The sequence below is a fragment of the Klebsiella sp. HC6 genome, from assembly GCF_022605325.1.
Taxonomy (GTDB): domain Bacteria; phylum Pseudomonadota; class Gammaproteobacteria; order Enterobacterales; family Enterobacteriaceae; genus Klebsiella; species Klebsiella terrigena.
Map to the genome: position 1 here is coordinate 3,416,121 of NZ_CP093276.1, position 16,971 is coordinate 3,433,091.

Annotated in this window: 17 protein-coding genes; 8 read left to right on the top strand and 9 right to left on the bottom strand. The window is 56.9% G+C overall.

Annotated features, from left to right (window positions below; genetic code table 11):
• Positions 1-11 precede the first annotated feature (11 nt).
• Positions 12-869, bottom strand: coding sequence for a transporter substrate-binding domain-containing protein (locus MMW58_RS16505; protein WP_159237774.1), 858 nt, complete (start codon positions 867-869; stop codon positions 12-14).
• Positions 870-1,088: 219 nt separating this feature from the next.
• Between MMW58_RS16505 and MMW58_RS16510 the strand changes: the two genes are divergently transcribed.
• The 7 genes from MMW58_RS16510 (at position 1,089) to osmB (ending at position 7,784) form a co-directional block, all read left to right on the top strand.
• Complete coding sequence (locus tag MMW58_RS16510; RefSeq protein WP_241721651.1) at positions 1,089-1,631, top strand: HutD/Ves family protein; 543 nt, start codon at positions 1,089-1,091, stop codon at positions 1,629-1,631.
• Between the two features lie 308 nt (positions 1,632-1,939).
• Positions 1,940-2,728 carry an enoyl-ACP reductase FabI gene (gene fabI, locus MMW58_RS16515; RefSeq protein ID WP_045855073.1) on the top strand — a complete coding sequence of 263 codons (789 nt, stop codon included), beginning with the start codon at positions 1,940-1,942 and terminating at the stop codon, positions 2,726-2,728.
• A gap of 203 nt (positions 2,729-2,931) precedes the next feature.
• Positions 2,932-4,089, top strand: coding sequence for a CMD domain-containing protein (locus MMW58_RS16520; RefSeq protein WP_241721652.1), 1,158 nt, complete (start codon positions 2,932-2,934; stop codon positions 4,087-4,089).
• Positions 4,090-4,169: 80 nt separating this feature from the next.
• The gene (locus MMW58_RS16525) at positions 4,170-6,104 is read left to right on the top strand and encodes an exoribonuclease II (RefSeq protein ID WP_133597824.1); all 1,935 of its coding nucleotides are present in this window, start codon (positions 4,170-4,172) and stop codon (positions 6,102-6,104) included.
• A 159-nt stretch (positions 6,105-6,263) separates the two neighbouring features.
• Entirely contained in the window at positions 6,264-6,446 is a 183-nt protein-coding gene (locus tag MMW58_RS16530) for a YciZ family protein (protein WP_041145195.1), read from the top strand.
• 72 nt (positions 6,447-6,518) lie between these two features.
• The gene (yciT, locus tag MMW58_RS16535; protein WP_241721653.1) at positions 6,519-7,268 is read left to right on the top strand and encodes a DNA-binding transcriptional regulator YciT; all 750 of its coding nucleotides are present in this window, start codon (positions 6,519-6,521) and stop codon (positions 7,266-7,268) included.
• Between the two features lie 297 nt (positions 7,269-7,565).
• Positions 7,566-7,784, top strand: a complete 219-nt coding sequence (gene osmB, locus MMW58_RS16540) for an osmotically-inducible lipoprotein OsmB (RefSeq protein ID WP_032688354.1) — start codon at positions 7,566-7,568, stop codon at positions 7,782-7,784.
• Between the two features lie 103 nt (positions 7,785-7,887).
• Here the strand turns inward: osmB and yciH are convergent, their stop codons facing one another.
• The 5 genes from yciH to pgpB all read right to left on the bottom strand — a co-directional run bounded on the left by yciH (position 7,888) and on the right by pgpB (position 11,534).
• Positions 7,888-8,214, bottom strand: coding sequence for a stress response translation initiation inhibitor YciH (yciH, locus tag MMW58_RS16545; protein WP_041145193.1), 327 nt, complete (start codon positions 8,212-8,214; stop codon positions 7,888-7,890).
• Positions 8,214-8,951 carry an orotidine-5'-phosphate decarboxylase gene (gene pyrF / locus MMW58_RS16550; protein WP_159237777.1) on the bottom strand — a complete coding sequence of 246 codons (738 nt, stop codon included), beginning with the start codon at positions 8,949-8,951 and terminating at the stop codon, positions 8,214-8,216. Before pyrF ends, yciH begins: the two co-directional genes overlap by 1 nt.
• Positions 8,952-9,146: 195 nt before the next feature.
• Positions 9,147-10,316, bottom strand: coding sequence for a lipopolysaccharide assembly protein LapB (lapB, locus tag MMW58_RS16555; RefSeq protein WP_133597818.1), 1,170 nt, complete (start codon positions 10,314-10,316; stop codon positions 9,147-9,149).
• Positions 10,317-10,322: 6 nt separating this feature from the next.
• Positions 10,323-10,631 (bottom strand): LapA family protein, encoded by a 309-nt coding sequence (locus MMW58_RS16560; protein WP_133597817.1) that lies wholly within the window; start codon positions 10,629-10,631, stop codon positions 10,323-10,325.
• Between the two features lie 144 nt (positions 10,632-10,775).
• On the bottom strand, positions 10,776-11,534 hold the full coding sequence (pgpB, locus tag MMW58_RS16565; RefSeq protein ID WP_133597815.1) for a phosphatidylglycerophosphatase B: 759 nt from the start codon (positions 11,532-11,534) through the stop codon (positions 10,776-10,778).
• A gap of 164 nt (positions 11,535-11,698) precedes the next feature.
• On the opposite strand from pgpB, the gene ribA reads away from it, so the two are divergent.
• A complete protein-coding gene (ribA, locus tag MMW58_RS16570; RefSeq protein WP_041145188.1) occupies positions 11,699-12,289 on the top strand; it encodes a GTP cyclohydrolase II in 591 nt (196 codons plus the stop codon).
• A gap of 44 nt (positions 12,290-12,333) precedes the next feature.
• On the opposite strand, the gene acnA is transcribed toward ribA, so the two are convergent.
• The 3 genes from acnA to cysB form a co-directional block, all read right to left on the bottom strand.
• Positions 12,334-15,006: an aconitate hydratase AcnA gene (gene acnA / locus MMW58_RS16575; RefSeq protein ID WP_241721654.1), complete on the bottom strand. Its 2,673-nt coding sequence runs from the start codon at positions 15,004-15,006 to the stop codon at positions 12,334-12,336.
• A 404-nt stretch (positions 15,007-15,410) separates the two neighbouring features.
• A complete protein-coding gene (locus tag MMW58_RS16580; RefSeq protein WP_071844914.1) occupies positions 15,411-15,578 on the bottom strand; it encodes a YmiA family putative membrane protein in 168 nt (55 codons plus the stop codon).
• Between the two features lie 244 nt (positions 15,579-15,822).
• On the bottom strand, positions 15,823-16,797 hold the full coding sequence (gene cysB / locus MMW58_RS16585; RefSeq protein ID WP_041145186.1) for an HTH-type transcriptional regulator CysB: 975 nt from the start codon (positions 16,795-16,797) through the stop codon (positions 15,823-15,825).
• Positions 16,798-16,971: the final 174 nt, after the last annotated feature.

A 16,971-nucleotide genomic window follows, 5' to 3' on the forward strand; every position in this document is an offset into this window, starting at 1 on the left:
TTCAACCTCGCTTATGGAGTGACGTCGCTCTTAAACCATTTTTCACTCAGCTTTTTCACCGTTCCATCGGCCAGCGCGGCCTGAATGGCCGCATCGAGCTTCGCTTTCAAATCGGCATCCGCATGGCGAACGCCCATTGCTTCGCCCTCGCCCCAGATTGGGCCGCTCAGCTGCGGGCCGCTAAAGCTCAGGTTGCTATTTTCAGGACGCGCAAGCGTGGTATTGGCAAAGGTAATATCGTCAAATACGGCATCAATACGCTCGGACTGCAGATCGAGAATCGCATCCGCCGAGCTGTTGTATTCACGAATGTCCGCGATATCTTTGAAGTACTTGTCAATAAACGGCGTATAGACGGTACCGGAGGCGATACCGATGGTTTTCCCTTTAAGCGCCGCCCGCAGCGGGGCAATCGCCGCCTGAATCTCTTTTTCGTCATCGTGGAGCTTGATGGTGTGGCCGGCGCCGGTCGCCGGCGGCAGCAGCGTGCCTTTTACCGCAATAAATGAGGCCGGCGTGGCGGCATAAGGCTGCGTGAAGGTGACCACCTGCTTTCTCTCAGGGGTGATCACGATGGCATCCATAATCACGTCGTATTTTCCCGCGTTCAGGCCGGCGATCATCCCGTCCCAGTTTTGCACTACCAGCTTGCACTCAATCCCCATGCGCTGGCAGAGGTTCGCCATCAGCTCGGGCTCGAATCCGCTCAGCTTCCCTCCCGGCAGCGTCAGGTTCCAGGGCTCATACCCTCCTTCGGTCGCGATGGTAATCGACTTCCACTCCTTCGCATTGACCGTTCCACCGCAGAGCAATAGTCCAGAAAACAGGGCTGACAGGCAGGTCTGACGAAAAGTAATGCTCTGCTTCATGATTGATTCTCCTGAGATCATTAAAATAATTGCCGAACGGCGACTGCCAGGCAGGTGTAAATCACAGATGACAGATCATGTATATACAAGCATTGACAAATCCATACACTGTTCCGATGATGGATTTGTGAACCAGGCTGTAAATAATTTGTGATTAAATTGAAAAGTGCATGTATCAAAAAATTTACATGTATTCACATATAAGGTGGTATGCCCGCGATGATTATGCCCTTTACATTATCCTCCCTGCCCGTCACGCCGTGGAAAAACGGCGGCGGCGAAACCCGAGAAATCGTCAGCGTGCCGTCGCCCGATGCGCCGTTTCTCTGGCGGGCCAGCATCGCCACTTTACAAAGCGACGGACCATTTTCACCCTTTCCGGGCGTAGATCGGGTGATAACCCTGATAGACGGCGGTTCTCTGTGGCTGCGCGGCGGAGATATCGCCCATCACCTGCACCTGTGGGAGCCGTGGGCCTTTGCCGGCGAATGGCCGCTGACCAGCGAGGGGATTACGCAGCCGGGGCTGGACTTCAACATAATGACCCAGCGTAGCCGGGCCACGGCGCAGGTGAGCGTGGTGTCCACCGCGCAGCGGCCCGGCGCGGTGGGAGTCGCCTGGGTGCTGCAAGGACGCTGGCAGTTGGGGGAGCAGCTGCACGCTGCCGGGAGCGGCATCTGGTGGCAGGATACGCCGCCGGGGGAGCTTCTCCCGCGATCCGCCGACGCCAGGCTGCTGCTGACGAGCCTGAGCGTAGGTTAGCCGTATTTCGCCCGGAGAACGGCGCCGAACGCCCGCGATATCCGGTGATATACTGGAGAGTACGCGATGGCAGGGATACGATAAGCCGCCTGCGCTGACCGTGAAGGTTGACGCCCATGAACGCAGCGGCAGCGCCGATGTCGCCCGCTGGATGTCCGCTGGATGTCCGCTATTGCTGAAAAATAGCGTGACACAGGGGGTCGTCAGTGGGATATAATTCTCGGCTAAATTTGAGTTATTTTGAAATAACAACACTAACTACATGATTGTTAAAGTAAAAATAAGCAATAACGATAAGGATTAAAGCTATGGGTTTTCTTTCCGGTAAGCGCATTCTGGTAACTGGCGTTGCCAGCAAACTGTCCATCGCCTACGGTATTGCGCAAGCAATGCACCGTGAAGGGGCTGAACTGGCGTTCACCTATCAGAACGACAAACTGAAAGGTCGTGTGGAAGAATTTGCTGCGGCACTGGGTTCCAACATCGTACTGCCGTGCGACGTGGCTGAAGATGAGAGCATTGAGTCTCTGTTCACCGAACTGAGCAAAGTATGGCCGAAATTCGACGGTTTCGTTCACTCAATCGGTTTCGCACCGGCCGATCAGCTGGACGGCGACTACGTTAACGCGGTAACTCGTGAAGGTTTCAAAATCGCTCACGACATCAGCGCCTACAGCTTTGTAGCGATGGCGAAAGCCTGCCGCGAGATGCTGAACCCGGGCTCCGCCCTGCTGACGCTCTCCTACCTGGGCGCAGAGCGCGCGATCCCTAACTACAACGTGATGGGCCTGGCGAAGGCGTCTCTGGAAGCTAACGTGCGCTACATGGCGAACGCGATGGGTCCGGAAGGCGTGCGCGTCAACGCCATCTCCGCCGGTCCGATCCGTACTCTGGCAGCATCCGGGATTAAAGATTTCCGTAAAATGCTGGCCCACTGCGAAGCCGTCACCCCGATTCGTCGTACCGTGACCATCGAAGACGTCGGCAACAGCGCAGCGTTCCTGTGCTCTAACCTCTCTGCGGGCATCTCCGGTGAAGTGGTTCACGTTGACGGCGGCTTCAGCATTGCCGCCATGAACGAGCTGGAACTGAAATAAGTTCTTTGCCCTCCTCACGCCCGTGAGGAGGGTTTTACTCTGCTGCTGACGACCTTTCGCGCCTTCTCTCCCGCTCTGTTATTCCAATCAGCTATTTGTTAGCACGTATCAATATTTTCTCCTGCTCCAGGGTTACGCCAGGATAGTTATGCATAGATGGCCCACAGAAGTGCGGCCGGACACATATCGATCAAGGAACGCCCATGGAGCAACGCCGCGTGTATGGCAAAAACCACTGGTATCACGAGACCCAGTCAACAATCTGCCCGGTGGATGTATTACCGCTCGTCCCTGAAGCCGCTTATGTCGAAGACCGTTTTTTACTCGACCTGACGTTGCCCGAAGAGCTGCTCCACGCGCATGCGGGCTGGCTGGCGCCGGCTCGATGTTTGGCCGACGCGCTCTTTCCGACCTCAGTGACGGCGAATCGTCTGCAAACCTTTAGCGCCTACGATCGCCTAAGCACGGCGCTAACCGTCGCGCAGGTCTATGGCGTACAGCGCCTGTGTAACCACTACGCGGCGCGCCTGGCGCCGCTGCCGGGCCCGGACTCATCCCGCGAGAGCAATCGTCGTCTGGCGCAGATCACGCAGTATGCGCGCCAGCTGGCCAGCTCGCCCTCGGTCATTACCGCCCTCTCCCGAAGCCAGCTGGACGAAGTGGGATTAACCAGCCGCGATATTATCCTGATTAACCAGATTATCGGTTTTGTCGGCTTCCAGGCCCGCGCGATCGCCACCTTCCAGGCGACGCTGGGCTTTCCGGTGCGCTGGATGCCGGGAATGCCGCAGCAGGAGGATGCGCCGGCAGAAGGCTTTGCCGCTGCTGACGTCGACTGGCTGGCCGACGTCAGCGACGGCGACCTGCGCTACGCTGACGACGATCGCCAGGCGCGGCTGGTCAGCTGGCAGCAACACCCCGGCCTCGCCGAGCTGGCGCCGCTGCTGGCGGTCCACGATGCTATCCTCAGCGCGCAGGATGAGCTGCTTACCCAACTGAGTGAAAATCAGCCGTTCGCGCCTCTGGTCGCGCTGATGGCGGCGCGGATCAACGGCAGCGTCAGCTGTTTTAACGCCTGGGAGCGAGCATGGACCGGCTCCCAGGCGTTTCCCGACGCATTACGCCATGACGATCGTGCGCTTCAGGCGTGGGGCGAGACGCATCAATCCGAACGCGCAATTTATCTGGCGGCGCAGCTGTTAACCCGCTCTCCCGACCGCTTCAGCGCGGCTCAGCTAACTCCCCTCATCGAATATGGGCTTTCCCGAACGCAGGTTATCGATATTCTGGCGTGGTGCGGGCTGTGCGGCTGGATCAACCGGCTGAAAATCGCCCTCGGCAATGTTCATCAACGGACGTAAAATGCCAAACAGCGCTTGCTGCAACAGGCATAATCGCGTAAAAATGACAGCCGCTCTTTTAGCCACGAAAATACCAAATTATGTTTCAGGACAACCCGCTGCTAGCGCAGCTTAAACAGCAACTGCATTCTCAGACTCCTCGCGTTGAAGGGGTCGTTAAGGGTACGGAAAAAGGCTTTGGCTTCCTCGAAGTTGACTCGCAGAAAAGCTATTTCATTCCGCCGCCGCAAATGAAAAAAGTGATGCATGGCGATCGTATTACCGCCGTGGTCCATACTGAAAAAGAACGTGAAAGCGCGGAGCCGGAAGAGTTGATCGAGCCTTTCCTGACGCGTTTCGTTGGTAAAGTGCATAAAAAAGACGATCGCCTGTCTATTGTTCCCGATCATCCGCTGCTGAAAGATGCCATTCCGTGCCGCGCCGATCGCAGCGTCAGCCACGATTTCAGCGAGGGTGACTGGGCGGTGGCCGAAATGCGCCGCCATCCGCTGAAAGGCGACCGCGGCTTCTATGCCGAATTAACCCAGTTCATCACCTTCAGCGACGACCACTTCGTGCCGTGGTGGGTTACCCTGGCGCGCCATAATCTGGAAAAAGAAGCGCCAGACGGCGTGGCTACCGAGATGCTGGACGAAGGGCTGGAGCGTCGCGACCTGACGGCGCTGGCGTTCGTGACCATCGATAGCGCCAGCACCCAGGATATGGACGATGCGCTGTATGTGGAAGCCGCCGCTGACGGCAAGCTGCAGCTGACCGTCGCGATCGCCGACCCGACCGCCTGGATTGCCGAAGGCAGCAAGCTGGACGACGCGGCAAAAATTCGCGCCTTCACCAACTACCTGCCGGGCTTTAATATCCCGATGCTGCCGCGCGAGCTCTCCGACGACCTGTGCTCGCTGCGCGCCAACGAAATCCGTCCGGTGCTGGCCTGCCGCATGATCCTCTCGGCCGACGGTACCATTGAAGACGATATTGAATTCTTCGCCGCCACCATTGAGTCGAAAGCGAAGCTGGCCTACGACAACGTCTCCGACTGGCTGGAAAACACCGGCAGCTGGCAGCCCGAAAGCGAAGCCATCGCTCAGCAGATTACCCTGCTGCAGGACCTGTGCCTGCGCCGCAGCGAATGGCGTAAAACCCATGCGCTGGTGTTTAAGGACCGTCCGGACTACCGCTTCGTGCTGGGTGAGAAAGGTGAAGTGCTGGATATCGTTGCCGAGCCGCGCCGTATCGCTAACCGCATCGTTGAAGAGTCGATGATTGCCGCCAACATCTGCGCCGCTCGCGTGCTGCGCGACCGCCTGGGCTTTGGCGTTTACAACGTGCATACCGGCTTCGATCCGGCCAATACTGAACAGCTGGCCGCGCTGCTGAAGACCCATGACGTGCACGTCGATCCGCTGGAAGTTCTGACCCTTAACGGCTTCTGCAAGCTGCGCCGTGAGCTGGACGCGCAGCCGTCTGGTTTCCTCGACAGCCGCATCCGCCGCTTCCAGTCCTACGCCGAAATCAGCACCGAACCGGGCCCGCACTTCGGCCTTGGCCTCGAAGCTTACGCCACCTGGACCTCACCGATTCGTAAGTACGGCGATATGATTAACCATCGCCTGCTGAAAGCCATTATTAAAGGTGAAACCATCGCGCGCCCTAATGATGACGTAGCGGTGCAGATGGCAGAACGCCGTCGTCTGAACCGGATGGCAGAGCGCGACGTCGGCGACTGGCTGTACGCACGTTACCTGAGCCCGAACGCCGGCACCGATACGCGCTTCGCGGCGGAAATTATCGATATCAGCCGCGGCGGCATGCGCGTGCGCCTGGTCGATAACGGCGCGGTCGCCTTTATCCCGGCACCGTTCCTGCACGCCGTCCGCGATGAGCTGGTCTGCAGCCAGGAAAACGGCACCGTGCAGATTAAGGGTGAAACCGTCTACAAGGTGACCGACGTTATCGACGTTAAGATTGCCGAAGTCAGAATGGAAACCCGCAGCGTTATTGCCCGTCCGTTCGCCTGATAGCACTCCTCAGCGGCTCCCGACTCCGGGAGCCGTTCGTTTTCCCGCTCCTGCTCTAAAAAACCCCAGATGAGATAGGTTGTGCGATCTTTTCACTTCTCTTTTGCATCCGTTTTTTGCATCATTGATTTCATTCGCTTTTGTAACCAGGATAATACTATGTCTGATCTGAATGCCCGCCTGCTCGCCCAACGTATCGATACCGTGCTGGATATTCTGGTTGCCGGAGACTATCACTCCGCGATTCATAATCTGGAGATCCTCAAGGCGGAGCTGCAGGCTCTTGCTAACGATGAGCCGGAAAGCAAGCCCGGTCAGCCGAAAGCCCCCTGGGAAATCTGACAGTCCTTCGCGCCGTAAGCGACCGCGCAGCGTTGATTGCCCGTAAAATAGCCCCCTAACAGTGATGTTGCTATGAACGCCCGACAACAAAGTATTTTGCAAATGGTCATCGATCAAGGCCGCATGAGCGTGGCCGATCTCGCGAAGATGACCGGTGTCTCTGAAGTGACCGTACGTCAGGATTTGAACCTGCTGGAAAAGCAGAGCTATCTGCGTCGTACCCACGGTTTTGCCGTGCCGCTGGATAGCGAGGACGTAGAAACCCGCATGATGACCTATTTCGCCATTAAGCGTGAGCTGGCTATGCGGGCCGCTACGCTGGTTTCTCCCGGCGAGACGGTATTTATCGAGAACGGCAGCTGCAACGCTCTGCTCGCCAGGACGCTTGCCGAGCGTGGGGATATCACCATCATTACCGTCAGCAGCTATATCGCCCACCTGCTGAAAGAGACGCCAGGAGAAGTGATTCTGCTCGGCGGGATCTATCAAAAACGCAGCGAGAGCATGGTCGGTCCGCTGACCCGGCAGTTTATCCAGCAGGTCCATTTCAGCAAAGCGTTCATTGGTATCGACGGCTGGCAGCTTGAGACCGGGTTTACCGGGCGGGATATGATGCGCGCGGACGTGGTTAACGCGGTGCTGGAGAAAGGCTGCGAGGCAATAGTGCTAAGCGACAGTTCAAAATTCAGCGTCGTACACCCTTACCCACTCGGCCCGGTTGGGCGCTTCGATCGCATCATTACCGATAGCAACCTGCACGATACCGCCCGCCAGCAACTGGCTGAAAGTGGTTTAACCGTCGATATCGTCAGCGTCGCCTGATCCGCCCCCCCTCCCTCTTTTATTCCTTTCTTCGTCGCCCACTCAGGTGGGCGCAGGCCGCGCCACGCCACGCCACGTCTGAGAGTATTCCGAGCCCCCAATTCAGACTATTTACCTGCCGGTAAAATTTAAAAAAAGTAGAATTATTGTTAGCGATATAACAGGAAGTGACTATCACCCGCGTGATTAAAGTAACACCTGCGCAACTAAACTTCATGGAATAGCCCTTAACGCATAGTTCACGCTATGCTTAAAGGAAGTTGTATCCATGAATAGATTATTCAGGAGAAAAATATGATGACTTCAATGAGCAAAAAAATGGCTGCGGCAGTTCTGGCTGTCACGGTGGTAATGTCCCTGAGCGCGTGTTCTAACTGGTCAAAACGCGATCGTAATACCGCCATTGGTGCCGGTGCTGGCGCACTGGGCGGCGCGGTATTAACCGATGGCAGCACCCTGGGTACCCTGGGCGGCGCAGCGGTTGGCGGAATTATCGGTCACCAGGTAGGTAAATAAGTTTTAAATCAGTTCAAATAAAAAATAACTGCTCGCAGATTTTCTGACTTACGCACCGGAAAAAATCAGGGCCACGGTATTTACCGTGGCCCTGTAGTTATTATCAGCCGCCGGCCAGCTTGACCTTCATGCCCTTAGCTTCAAGCAGCGATTTTATCAGGTCGCGCTTATCGCCCTGAATTTCAATCACCCCTTCTTTTACCGACCCGCCGCAGCCGCATTTCTTTTTCAGCTCAGCGGCCAGCTTCGCCAGCGCGTCATCGTCCGCGTCAATGCCGACGATCAGGCATACGCCCTTACCTTTACGGCCGCTGGTCTGGCGCTGAATACGCACCACGCCATCGCCTTTAGGGCGTTCGACAACCTGCTTCGGCTCATCGATACGTCCGCTCTCCGTCGAGTAAACCAGACGGCTGTTAGAATCGGTCATTAGGCCCCCTTATTCAGCGATGCATTAATCTGGCGTAAGGTCGCCGCCGGGTCTGCAGACTGCGTCACCGGACGGCCGATAACCATATAGTCCACGCCCGCGGCCTGCGCCTGCTCCGGCGTCATAATGCGGCGCTGGTCGCCTGCATCGCTGCCCTCGGGACGAATGCCGGGGGTCACCAGCTTAAACGCCTGGCCCAGCTCCTGTTTGAAGCGCGCCGCTTCCTGCGCCGAGCAGACGACGCCATCAAGGCCGCAGCGTTGGGTCAGCGCCGCCAGCTTGGCCGCATGGTCGGCCGGAGAGAGCGTAATACCCAGCTCCTGCAAATCACCGGCTTCCATGCTGGTCAGCACGGTGACGGCAATCAGCAGCGGCGCATCTTTGCCAAACGGCAGCAGGGCTTCGCGCGCCGCGGTCATCATCCGAGCGCCGCCGCTGGCATGGACGTTGACCATCCAGACGCCAAGTTCGGCCGCCGCCGCAACGGCGTGAGCGGTGGTGTTAGGGATATCGTGAAACTTGAGATCGAGGAAAACCTCGAAATGACGCTGGTGCAAATCGCGGACAAACTGCGGCCCCAGCAGCGTAAACATCTCTTTGCCAACCTTGAGGCGGCAGTCCCGCGGATCGATGCGGTCGACGAACGCCAGCGCCTTATCGCGGTTATCATAATCGAGAGCCACAACAACGGGAGAGGATGTGACAACGCGAGAAGAAGATGTAGCAGTAGACGTCATGACCAGACCTTAATTGTTGATGGGCGCCGGTCTCGGCGCAAAAAAGGTAAACGGGCAGCATTCTACCTGCGATAAGGGGAAAATAACAGGCTGCGTTTCAGCGCCTGCCCGGCGATGGCGGCGCAATGGCCGAACGACAGTGCGGTGCAAAAAACCATCAGGATGTTGTAACTAAAGAAGGGCTTTTTTTAAATCTTACTGGCCGTCAAGGCCGCGAATAGGTTTGATGGTGGACCACGAGCGGCAGGACGGGCAGTGCCAGTAGAGGCTGTGGGCGGTAAAGCCGCATTTTTGGCAGCGGTATCGCGGCTTGCTGCGTACCTGCTCGCCGACCATATTGCGCAGCACGCCGAGGCTCTCTTTCGCGCGCCCCTCTTCCGCTTCGTTAAGGTGGTAGTCCATCAGCTTATGGAAAACGCGCATCGTCGGATGGCGCTCAAGCTGACGGGTTACGTAGCTTTGGGCGGCTTCAATCCCCTCGCGCTGCTCGAGGATCTGCGCCAGCATCAGCTCGGCGGTCGCGCCGGTATTCTCATCGACGCAGCGGCGGAGAAACGCTTCCCACTCGTCGATTTTACCCAGCTGCTGGTAGCAGGTCTGGAGCATTTCGAGGGTCTCGCCGACCAGCTCTTTGTCCTGATTGATCACCCGTTCCAGGCTCTCGACCGCCTTAGGATAATCGCCCTTTTCCATCCATACCCGGCCCATCATGATCGACACCCTGGCGCTGTTGCGATCGGCCGCGGCGCCTTTTTTCAACAGCGACATGGCCTTATCCATATCGCTGTTCGCCATCTGCTGCAGCGCCAGCTCGCACCAGAAGTTGGCGATATCGCCGCGATGCTTCTCTTTGCCGAGCTTCACCAGACGTTCGGCTACATCAATGGCGGACTGCCAGTCGCTGGTGGACTGGTAAATCTGCAGCAGCTGCTGCAGCGCGCTGAGGCGAAAATCGGTTTCATCCACCAGCTGTTTGAACATGTCCTCCGCCCGGTCGTACAGGCCGGCGGCCATATAGTCACGTCCCAGCTGCTGCACGGCAAGCAGACGCTGATCGTAGGTCAGCGAGGCGCTTTCCATCAGGCTTTGGTGAATGCGGATAGCCCGGTCAACCTCGCCGCGGGAGCGGAACAGGTTGCCAAGAGTCAGGTGAGCTTCAACGGTGCCGGTATCCTCTTTCAGCATATCGAGGAACAGATCCACGGCTTTATCCTGCTGATTGCTCAACAGGAAGTTAACCCCGGTCACATAATCACGCGACAGGCGGCTAGCGTCGTCCTGTTTGGACTGTTGTGCACTTCTGCGCCCCATATACCAGCCGTACGCGGCGGCTACGGGCAAAAGCAGAAACAACAACTCCAGCATAAACGATTATTCCTTCACCGCAGGGGTGCCTGCGTCGAGTGGCGCTACGCCCGCTGGCGCAATCTGATGCTCAAGGCGCTTAACTTTACGCTCGGCGCGAGCCAACGAGACGCGAACCCGCAGCCAGAAAAGGCCGCAGATCAGCCAGCCAATGGCAAACCCTGCCGCGAAGAGCACCGCCAGCAGCGTTGAAATGCGGAATTCACCCTGTGCGAGTAAATAGTTGAACGTAACCAGTTGGTCATTTTGCGCACCCAGCGTCACGGAGATGACGAAGATCGCGAGTACCAGTAAGAAAATGAGTAAATATTTCACACTACTTCCCGTTATGTGGGTTGCGCGAAAAAATCCCGCGTTCAGCCCTATAAAGTATCATTTTCGCTGCAGCGGTGGAATGGAAAAGCACGGCACCACTGCAGGATATGGGGCCAGATGGCGCGAAAAACAACGTTAGCCCTGTTATTGCGTCCGTTTCTTAATATCCTGCGCCTCTTCCCCGGGCGGCGTCAGCGGGCCACACAGCCGCTGTGTCAGCCAGGTGGCCAGCGTCACCAGCAGCCAGGAGATAAGCGTGGCAACGAGCAAATCCTGCGGCCAGTGCATTCCCAGCGCCAGACGGCTCCCCATCACCGCGGTGGCCCAGACCATCAGCAGTGCAATGGTCAGCCGACGGCGGCGCGGCCACAGCAGCCCCACCCCGAGCAGCGCCCAGCTGGCCGCAAACATGGTGTGTCCGGATGGAAAAGCAAAACCGGTCTCTTTCTGCCAGTGTTTGCGCAGGAATTTAGGGATCCCCTGCTCCTGAACCAGCTGTTCATGCACCAGTTTAGCGCGTTCTTTGCGTTTTAACGCGTAGAATTGATCGACCGGAACCTGCTGCGTTTTTTCCAGCCAGATAACGAAGGGACGCGGCTCCTGAACCTGGCCTTTGATCCAGGACTTAATGCCCTGCCCGAGCAAAATGGCCGCGGCCAGAATCATAAACAGCACCACCGCCGCCCGCAGGCGAAAGCGCAGGCACCACAGGAACCAGCCGCAAAGGATCGTATGAGTGATGATGCCCCACGGCTGAGTCACGCTTTCGGTAACCCAGTACAGCACCTTTAACCCCTGCTGCGGAAGTTCAGGATGCCACTTCCAGCCGGTGAGCCAAACCACTGCGGGCATAATCATTAATAGTGCCGCACCGGTGGCGGTTCGTCTGGCAATCGACAGCATTTCATCTCCTTAATCCTTTCTGCCGACTATCATAACGGAAAGTGGTTCGTTTGTGCGCTTTACGCGCAGGCAGCAGTGCGTAATTAGGAGAACCTCACGGCATTGTGGCAAAATAGCGGCAAACAGAAAGCACATTCAGGTGCTGACAAAGTCTGGAGAATCACATGCAGCTTAAACGTGTGGCAGAAGCCAAACTGCCAACCCCCTGGGGCGATTTCCTGATGGTGGGTTTTGAAGAACTGGCAACCGGGCAGGATCATGTCGCGCTGGTTTTCGGCGATATTTCGGGCCAGGCGCCCGTCCTGGCTCGCGTACACTCTGAGTGTCTGACGGGCGATGCCCTTTTCAGCCTGCGTTGTGATTGCGGTTTTCAGCTGGAAGCGGCGCTGTCGCACATCGCCGAAGAGGGTCGTGGGATCCTGCTGTACCATCGTCAGGAAGGCCGCAACATTGGCCTGTTAAACAAAATCCGCGCCTACGCCTTACAGGATCAGGGCTACGACACCGTAGAAGCGAACCATCAGCTCGGCTTTGCCGCCGACGAGCGCGACTTTACGCTGTGTGCTGATATGTTCAAGCTGCTGAACGTCGAGCGCGTCCGCCTGCTGACCAACAACCCGAAAAAAGTAGAAATTCTGACCGAGGCCGGGATCAATATCGTGGAGCGCGTGCCGCTGATCGTCGGACGCAATCCGAAAAATGCCCACTATCTGGATACCAAAGCAGCCAAGATGGGGCATCTGCTGAATAACTGATTCGGCAGCATAGATTCAGGGCCAGCGATTGCTGGCCCTTTTTTTTACAGCATATTGCGGATCACATAGTGCAGAATGCCGTCATTCTGATAGTAGGTCAGCTCCGTGGCGGTATCGATACGGCAGCGGCAGGCAATCACCTCCTGCTTCCCGTCTGCCTGCGTCAGGGTCACCGGCACCGTTGCGCCGGGTTCTAACGCCTGCAGCTGGCTGATATCAATCCGCTCTTCACCGGTGAGCCCCAGCGTTTTGCGGGTTACGCCCTGCGGGAACTCCAGCGGTAAAATCCCCATGCCGATCAGGTTAGAACGGTGAATACGTTCAAAGGATTCGGCAATTACCACCCGTACGCCGAGCAGACGCGGGCCCTTCGCCGCCCAGTCGCGGCTGGAGCCGGAGCCGTACTCTTTCCCGGCAACCACCGCCAGCGGCGTCCCTTCGTCCTTATAGAGCATGGCCGCGTCATAAATCGCCACCGGCTCGCTGCCCGGCAGGTGTCGGGTCATGCCGCCTTCGACGCCCGGCACCATTTCGTTACGGATACGGATGTTGGCAAAGGTGCCGCGCATCATCACCTCGTGGTTACCGCGCCGGGATCCGTAGGAGTTGAAGTCGATACGCTCGACGCCGCGGTTTTGCAGATAGCGACCGGCGGGGCTTTCCGCCTTGATGCTTCCCGCAGGCGAGATATGATCCGTGGTCACCGAGTCGCCGAGCATTGCCAGAATCCGCGCACCGCGAATATCCTCTACCGGTTTGGGCTCAACGCCCATCTCATCGAAGAACGGCGACAGGCGGATATAGGTTGAGTCGCTCTGCCAGTCGTAGGTATCCGAACGCTCGACGCCTATAGCCTTCCATTCAGGCGTGCCTTCAAAGACCTCGGCATACTCTTTATGGAACATCTCGGTAGAAACCTGCTCTACCGCCCGCGCGATCTCCAGGCCGCTCGGCCAGATATCCTTCAGATAGACCGGCTGACCGTCGTTGCCGATGCCCAGCGGATCGCGGGTCAGGTCAACGTTCATATTGCCGGCCAGCGCATAGGCCACCACCAGCGGCGGCGAGGCCAGCCAGTTGGTTTTCACCAGCGGGTGAATGCGCCCTTCGAAGTTGCGGTTCCCGGAGAGCACCGCCCCTACGGTCAGGTCGCCCTTTTTAATCGCCTCTTCAATCGGCTCCGGTAGCGGACCCGAGTTACCGATACAGGTGGTGCAACCATATCCCACCAGATTAAAGCCCAGCGTATCGAGATAAGGCGTCAGCCGCGCATGCGCGAGGTAATCAGAAACCACCTTCGATCCCGGCGCCAGCGAGGCTTTGACCCACGGCTTCGGCTTCAGGCCAAGCTCCACCGCCCTTTTTGCCAGCAGGCCGGCGGCCATCAGGACGCTGGGGTTGGAGGTGTTGGTGCAGGAGGTAATGGCGGCGATGGCCACCGCGCCGTCCGGCAGCGAATATTGCTGTCCGTTCAGCGTATAGTCGACCGGCCGTTTGTCTTTCTGCGCGTGGTTGACCTCCAGCTCAGTGCTGGCCGCAAACGCTTTTGGCACGTCCCCTAACGCGACGCGGTCCTGCGGGCGCTTAGGTCCAGCAAGGCTTGCTTCTACCGTGCCCATGTCCAGCGCCAGGGTACTGGTAAATACCGGCTCATCGCCGGTCATACGCCACATTCCCTGCGCTTTGGCATAGGCTTCCACTAGCGCCACCTGCTCTTCACTGCGGCCGCTCAGGCGCATATAGCTGAGAGTCACCGCATCGATCGGGAAGAAGCCGCAGGTTGCACCGTACTCCGGCGCCATGTTGGCGATGGTTGCCCTGTCCGCCAGCGGCAGCGAATCCAGGCCGTCGCCGTAAAATTCGACAAACTTACCCACCACTCCGTGCTGGCGCAGCATCTGGGTGACGGTGAGCACCAGGTCCGTCGCGGTGATCCCTTCGCTTAATTTACCGGTCAGCTTAAAGCCGACGACGTCGGGGATCAGCATCGATACCGGCTGGCCTAACATTGCCGCTTCGGCCTCGATGCCGCCGACGCCCCAGCCGAGCACGCCGAGGCCGTTAATCATGGTGGTATGCGAATCGGTGCCGACCAGGGTATCGGGCCAGGCAAACCATTCGCCGTTATGCTCTTCGCTCCACACGGCCTTGCCGAGATACTCGAGGTTGACCTGGTGGCAAATGCCGGTACCCGGCGGCACCACGCTAAAGCGGCTGAACGCCTGCTGCCCCCAGCGCAGGAACGCGTAGCGCTCGTGGTTACGCTCCATCTCCAGGCGAACGTTCTCCTCAAAAGCGTCATCGTTACCAAAGCGGTCTACCGTTACCGAGTGGTCAATCACCAGGTCGACGGGGGAAAGCGGGTTAACCTTAGCGGTATCGCCTCCCAGGCGTTTTACCGCTTCGCGCATGGCGGCCAGGTCCACCACCGCCGGCACGCCGGTGAAGTCCTGCATCAGGACACGCGCCGGGCGATAGGCAATCTCCCGGTCCGCATGGGCCTGCTTGAGCCAGGCGGCCAGGGCGTGGATATCCTCTGCGGTGACCGAGTCGCCGTCCTGCCAGCGCAGCAGGTTTTCCAGCAATACTTTAAGCGACTTCGGTAACCGGGTCAGATCGCCCAGTTCTTTAGCGGCCAGCGGGAGGCTGTAGTAGTGGTAGGTTTTATCATTGACCTGTAGCGCGTCCTTACTGGCTTCTCGTAGGGTTGACGACATAGCTCCTCCTTTATCTCAGGGATGGCATACCCTGATGCTCCTCAGGGTTTATATTAAAGATAACACATCCCAGGCATAACACTTTGATAACAACCCGAATTGCTAAAATCGGTAAAACCGCATCAAAGATATTGCACCAAAATAGACAGCAGGAATTTTGTGGTTATAAAGAGGCGAGTTCGGGAGGGATATTATTATTAGCGGAAGGAGAACTAAGTAGCGAAATGCGAAAAAGAACTAATCGCCGGTTCAGTGACGATTAGTTCAAAGGAATGGATTATTGATTAAAAACCATCGTGGCGAAATATATCCTCCTTAATGCCGTTGGTTTATTAAACTGGAATAAACACCGAGGTTCTTACTGTCATAAAAGTGACATTTTCAGCGAGACGAAAAAGCGTCGCTTAGCTCACGATCCAGACGTTACAGATGACTAGTGCAACGATACTCCAGAACATAGCCAGCCCGATGAACACAGCGCCCCAGGCCCGACTTCTCAACACAGGATCCACTTCCGTCTTGTCACCGGCCTGTGACATCGCCAACTTCATATAATCGATATCACTTATCATATCTTCACCACCAATCGTTGAAATTATCAGGTACAGTTAAATATTAATTACGGACACTCTATTAATCCAGTGAATTTTGCCCAGAATTATTATCTTTAACCGTTAATTTGATCGGGGTAGGTATAATTGCAACCGTGTTAAAAGGAATAATGAAATTTGTGAGTTATACGAGGTTTACAATGTTAAATACGGTCCATTATAGGTATTGGCATCCCGGGGATGGGATGCCGAATATTTAGCCAAATCATTTTTCAGGCAGTTTAATATCCTTAAACATCGCCTCAATATCTTCATTCGAGCGTAAAGCCACCGCCGTATCCACCACGTCGCGCGTCAGGTGCGGCGCAAAACGTTGAATAAAATCATACATATAGCTTCGCAGGAAGGTGCTGCGGCGGAAGCCTATTTTCGTGGTGCTGTGGCTGAAAATGCCGTTGGCGTTAAGTTTCACGAGGTCCGGGTCGGACACCGGATCGACCGCCATGCTCGCAATAACCCCAACGCCCAGCCCCAGGCGAACGTAGGTTTTGATGACATCGGCATCGGTAGCGGTAAACACGATGCGCGGCGTCAGGCCGGCGCGGTTGAACGCGGTATCAAGCTCGGAGCGACCGGTGAAGCCAAAGGTGTAGGTAACCAGCGGATACTGGGCCAGCTCTTCAATCGTTACCGAGCCTCTGGAGGCGAGCGGATGCTCAGGCGTCACGACAATCGAACGATTCCAGTGGTAGCACGGCAGCATCACCAGGTCATCGTAGAGATGCAGCGCCTCGGTCGCGATAGCAAAATCGGCATTCCCCTTCGAGACCGCTTCGGCGATCTGCGTCGGCGACCCTTGATGCATATGCAGCGAGACGCGCGGATAGCGTTCGATAAAGCCCTTAATCACGCCAGGCAGCGCGTAGCGCGCCTGGGTATGTGTGGTCGCCACGTACAGCGACCCCTTATCCGGCCACGTGTGCTCGCCCGCCACTGATTTGATGGCGTCAACTTTCGACAGCACTTCGCGGGCAATGCGGATAATCTCCTGACCGGCAGGCGTCACCTGAGTTAAATGCTTGCCGCTGCGGGCAAAAATCTGAATACCCAGCTCATCTTCCAGCATGCGGACCTGCTTGCTGATGCCGGGCTGCGAGGTATACAGGCCTTCGGCGGTAGAGGAGACATTTAGATTATGGTTAACAACCTCAACGATGTAGCGGAGTTGCTGTAGTTTCATGGCTGATATCCGTTAACGCGTAAAATGAATTCGCTTGATACAGTTGACGTTCAGGCTGCCTGTCGGCAGAGAGCTGCGGTTCGCCGCGCTGGCGCCGCAAAGCGTCCTGAAACGAGAATGTAGTAAGACGATTTAATAATAAAAAAGGGATTAACTATAACCACTATATCATTT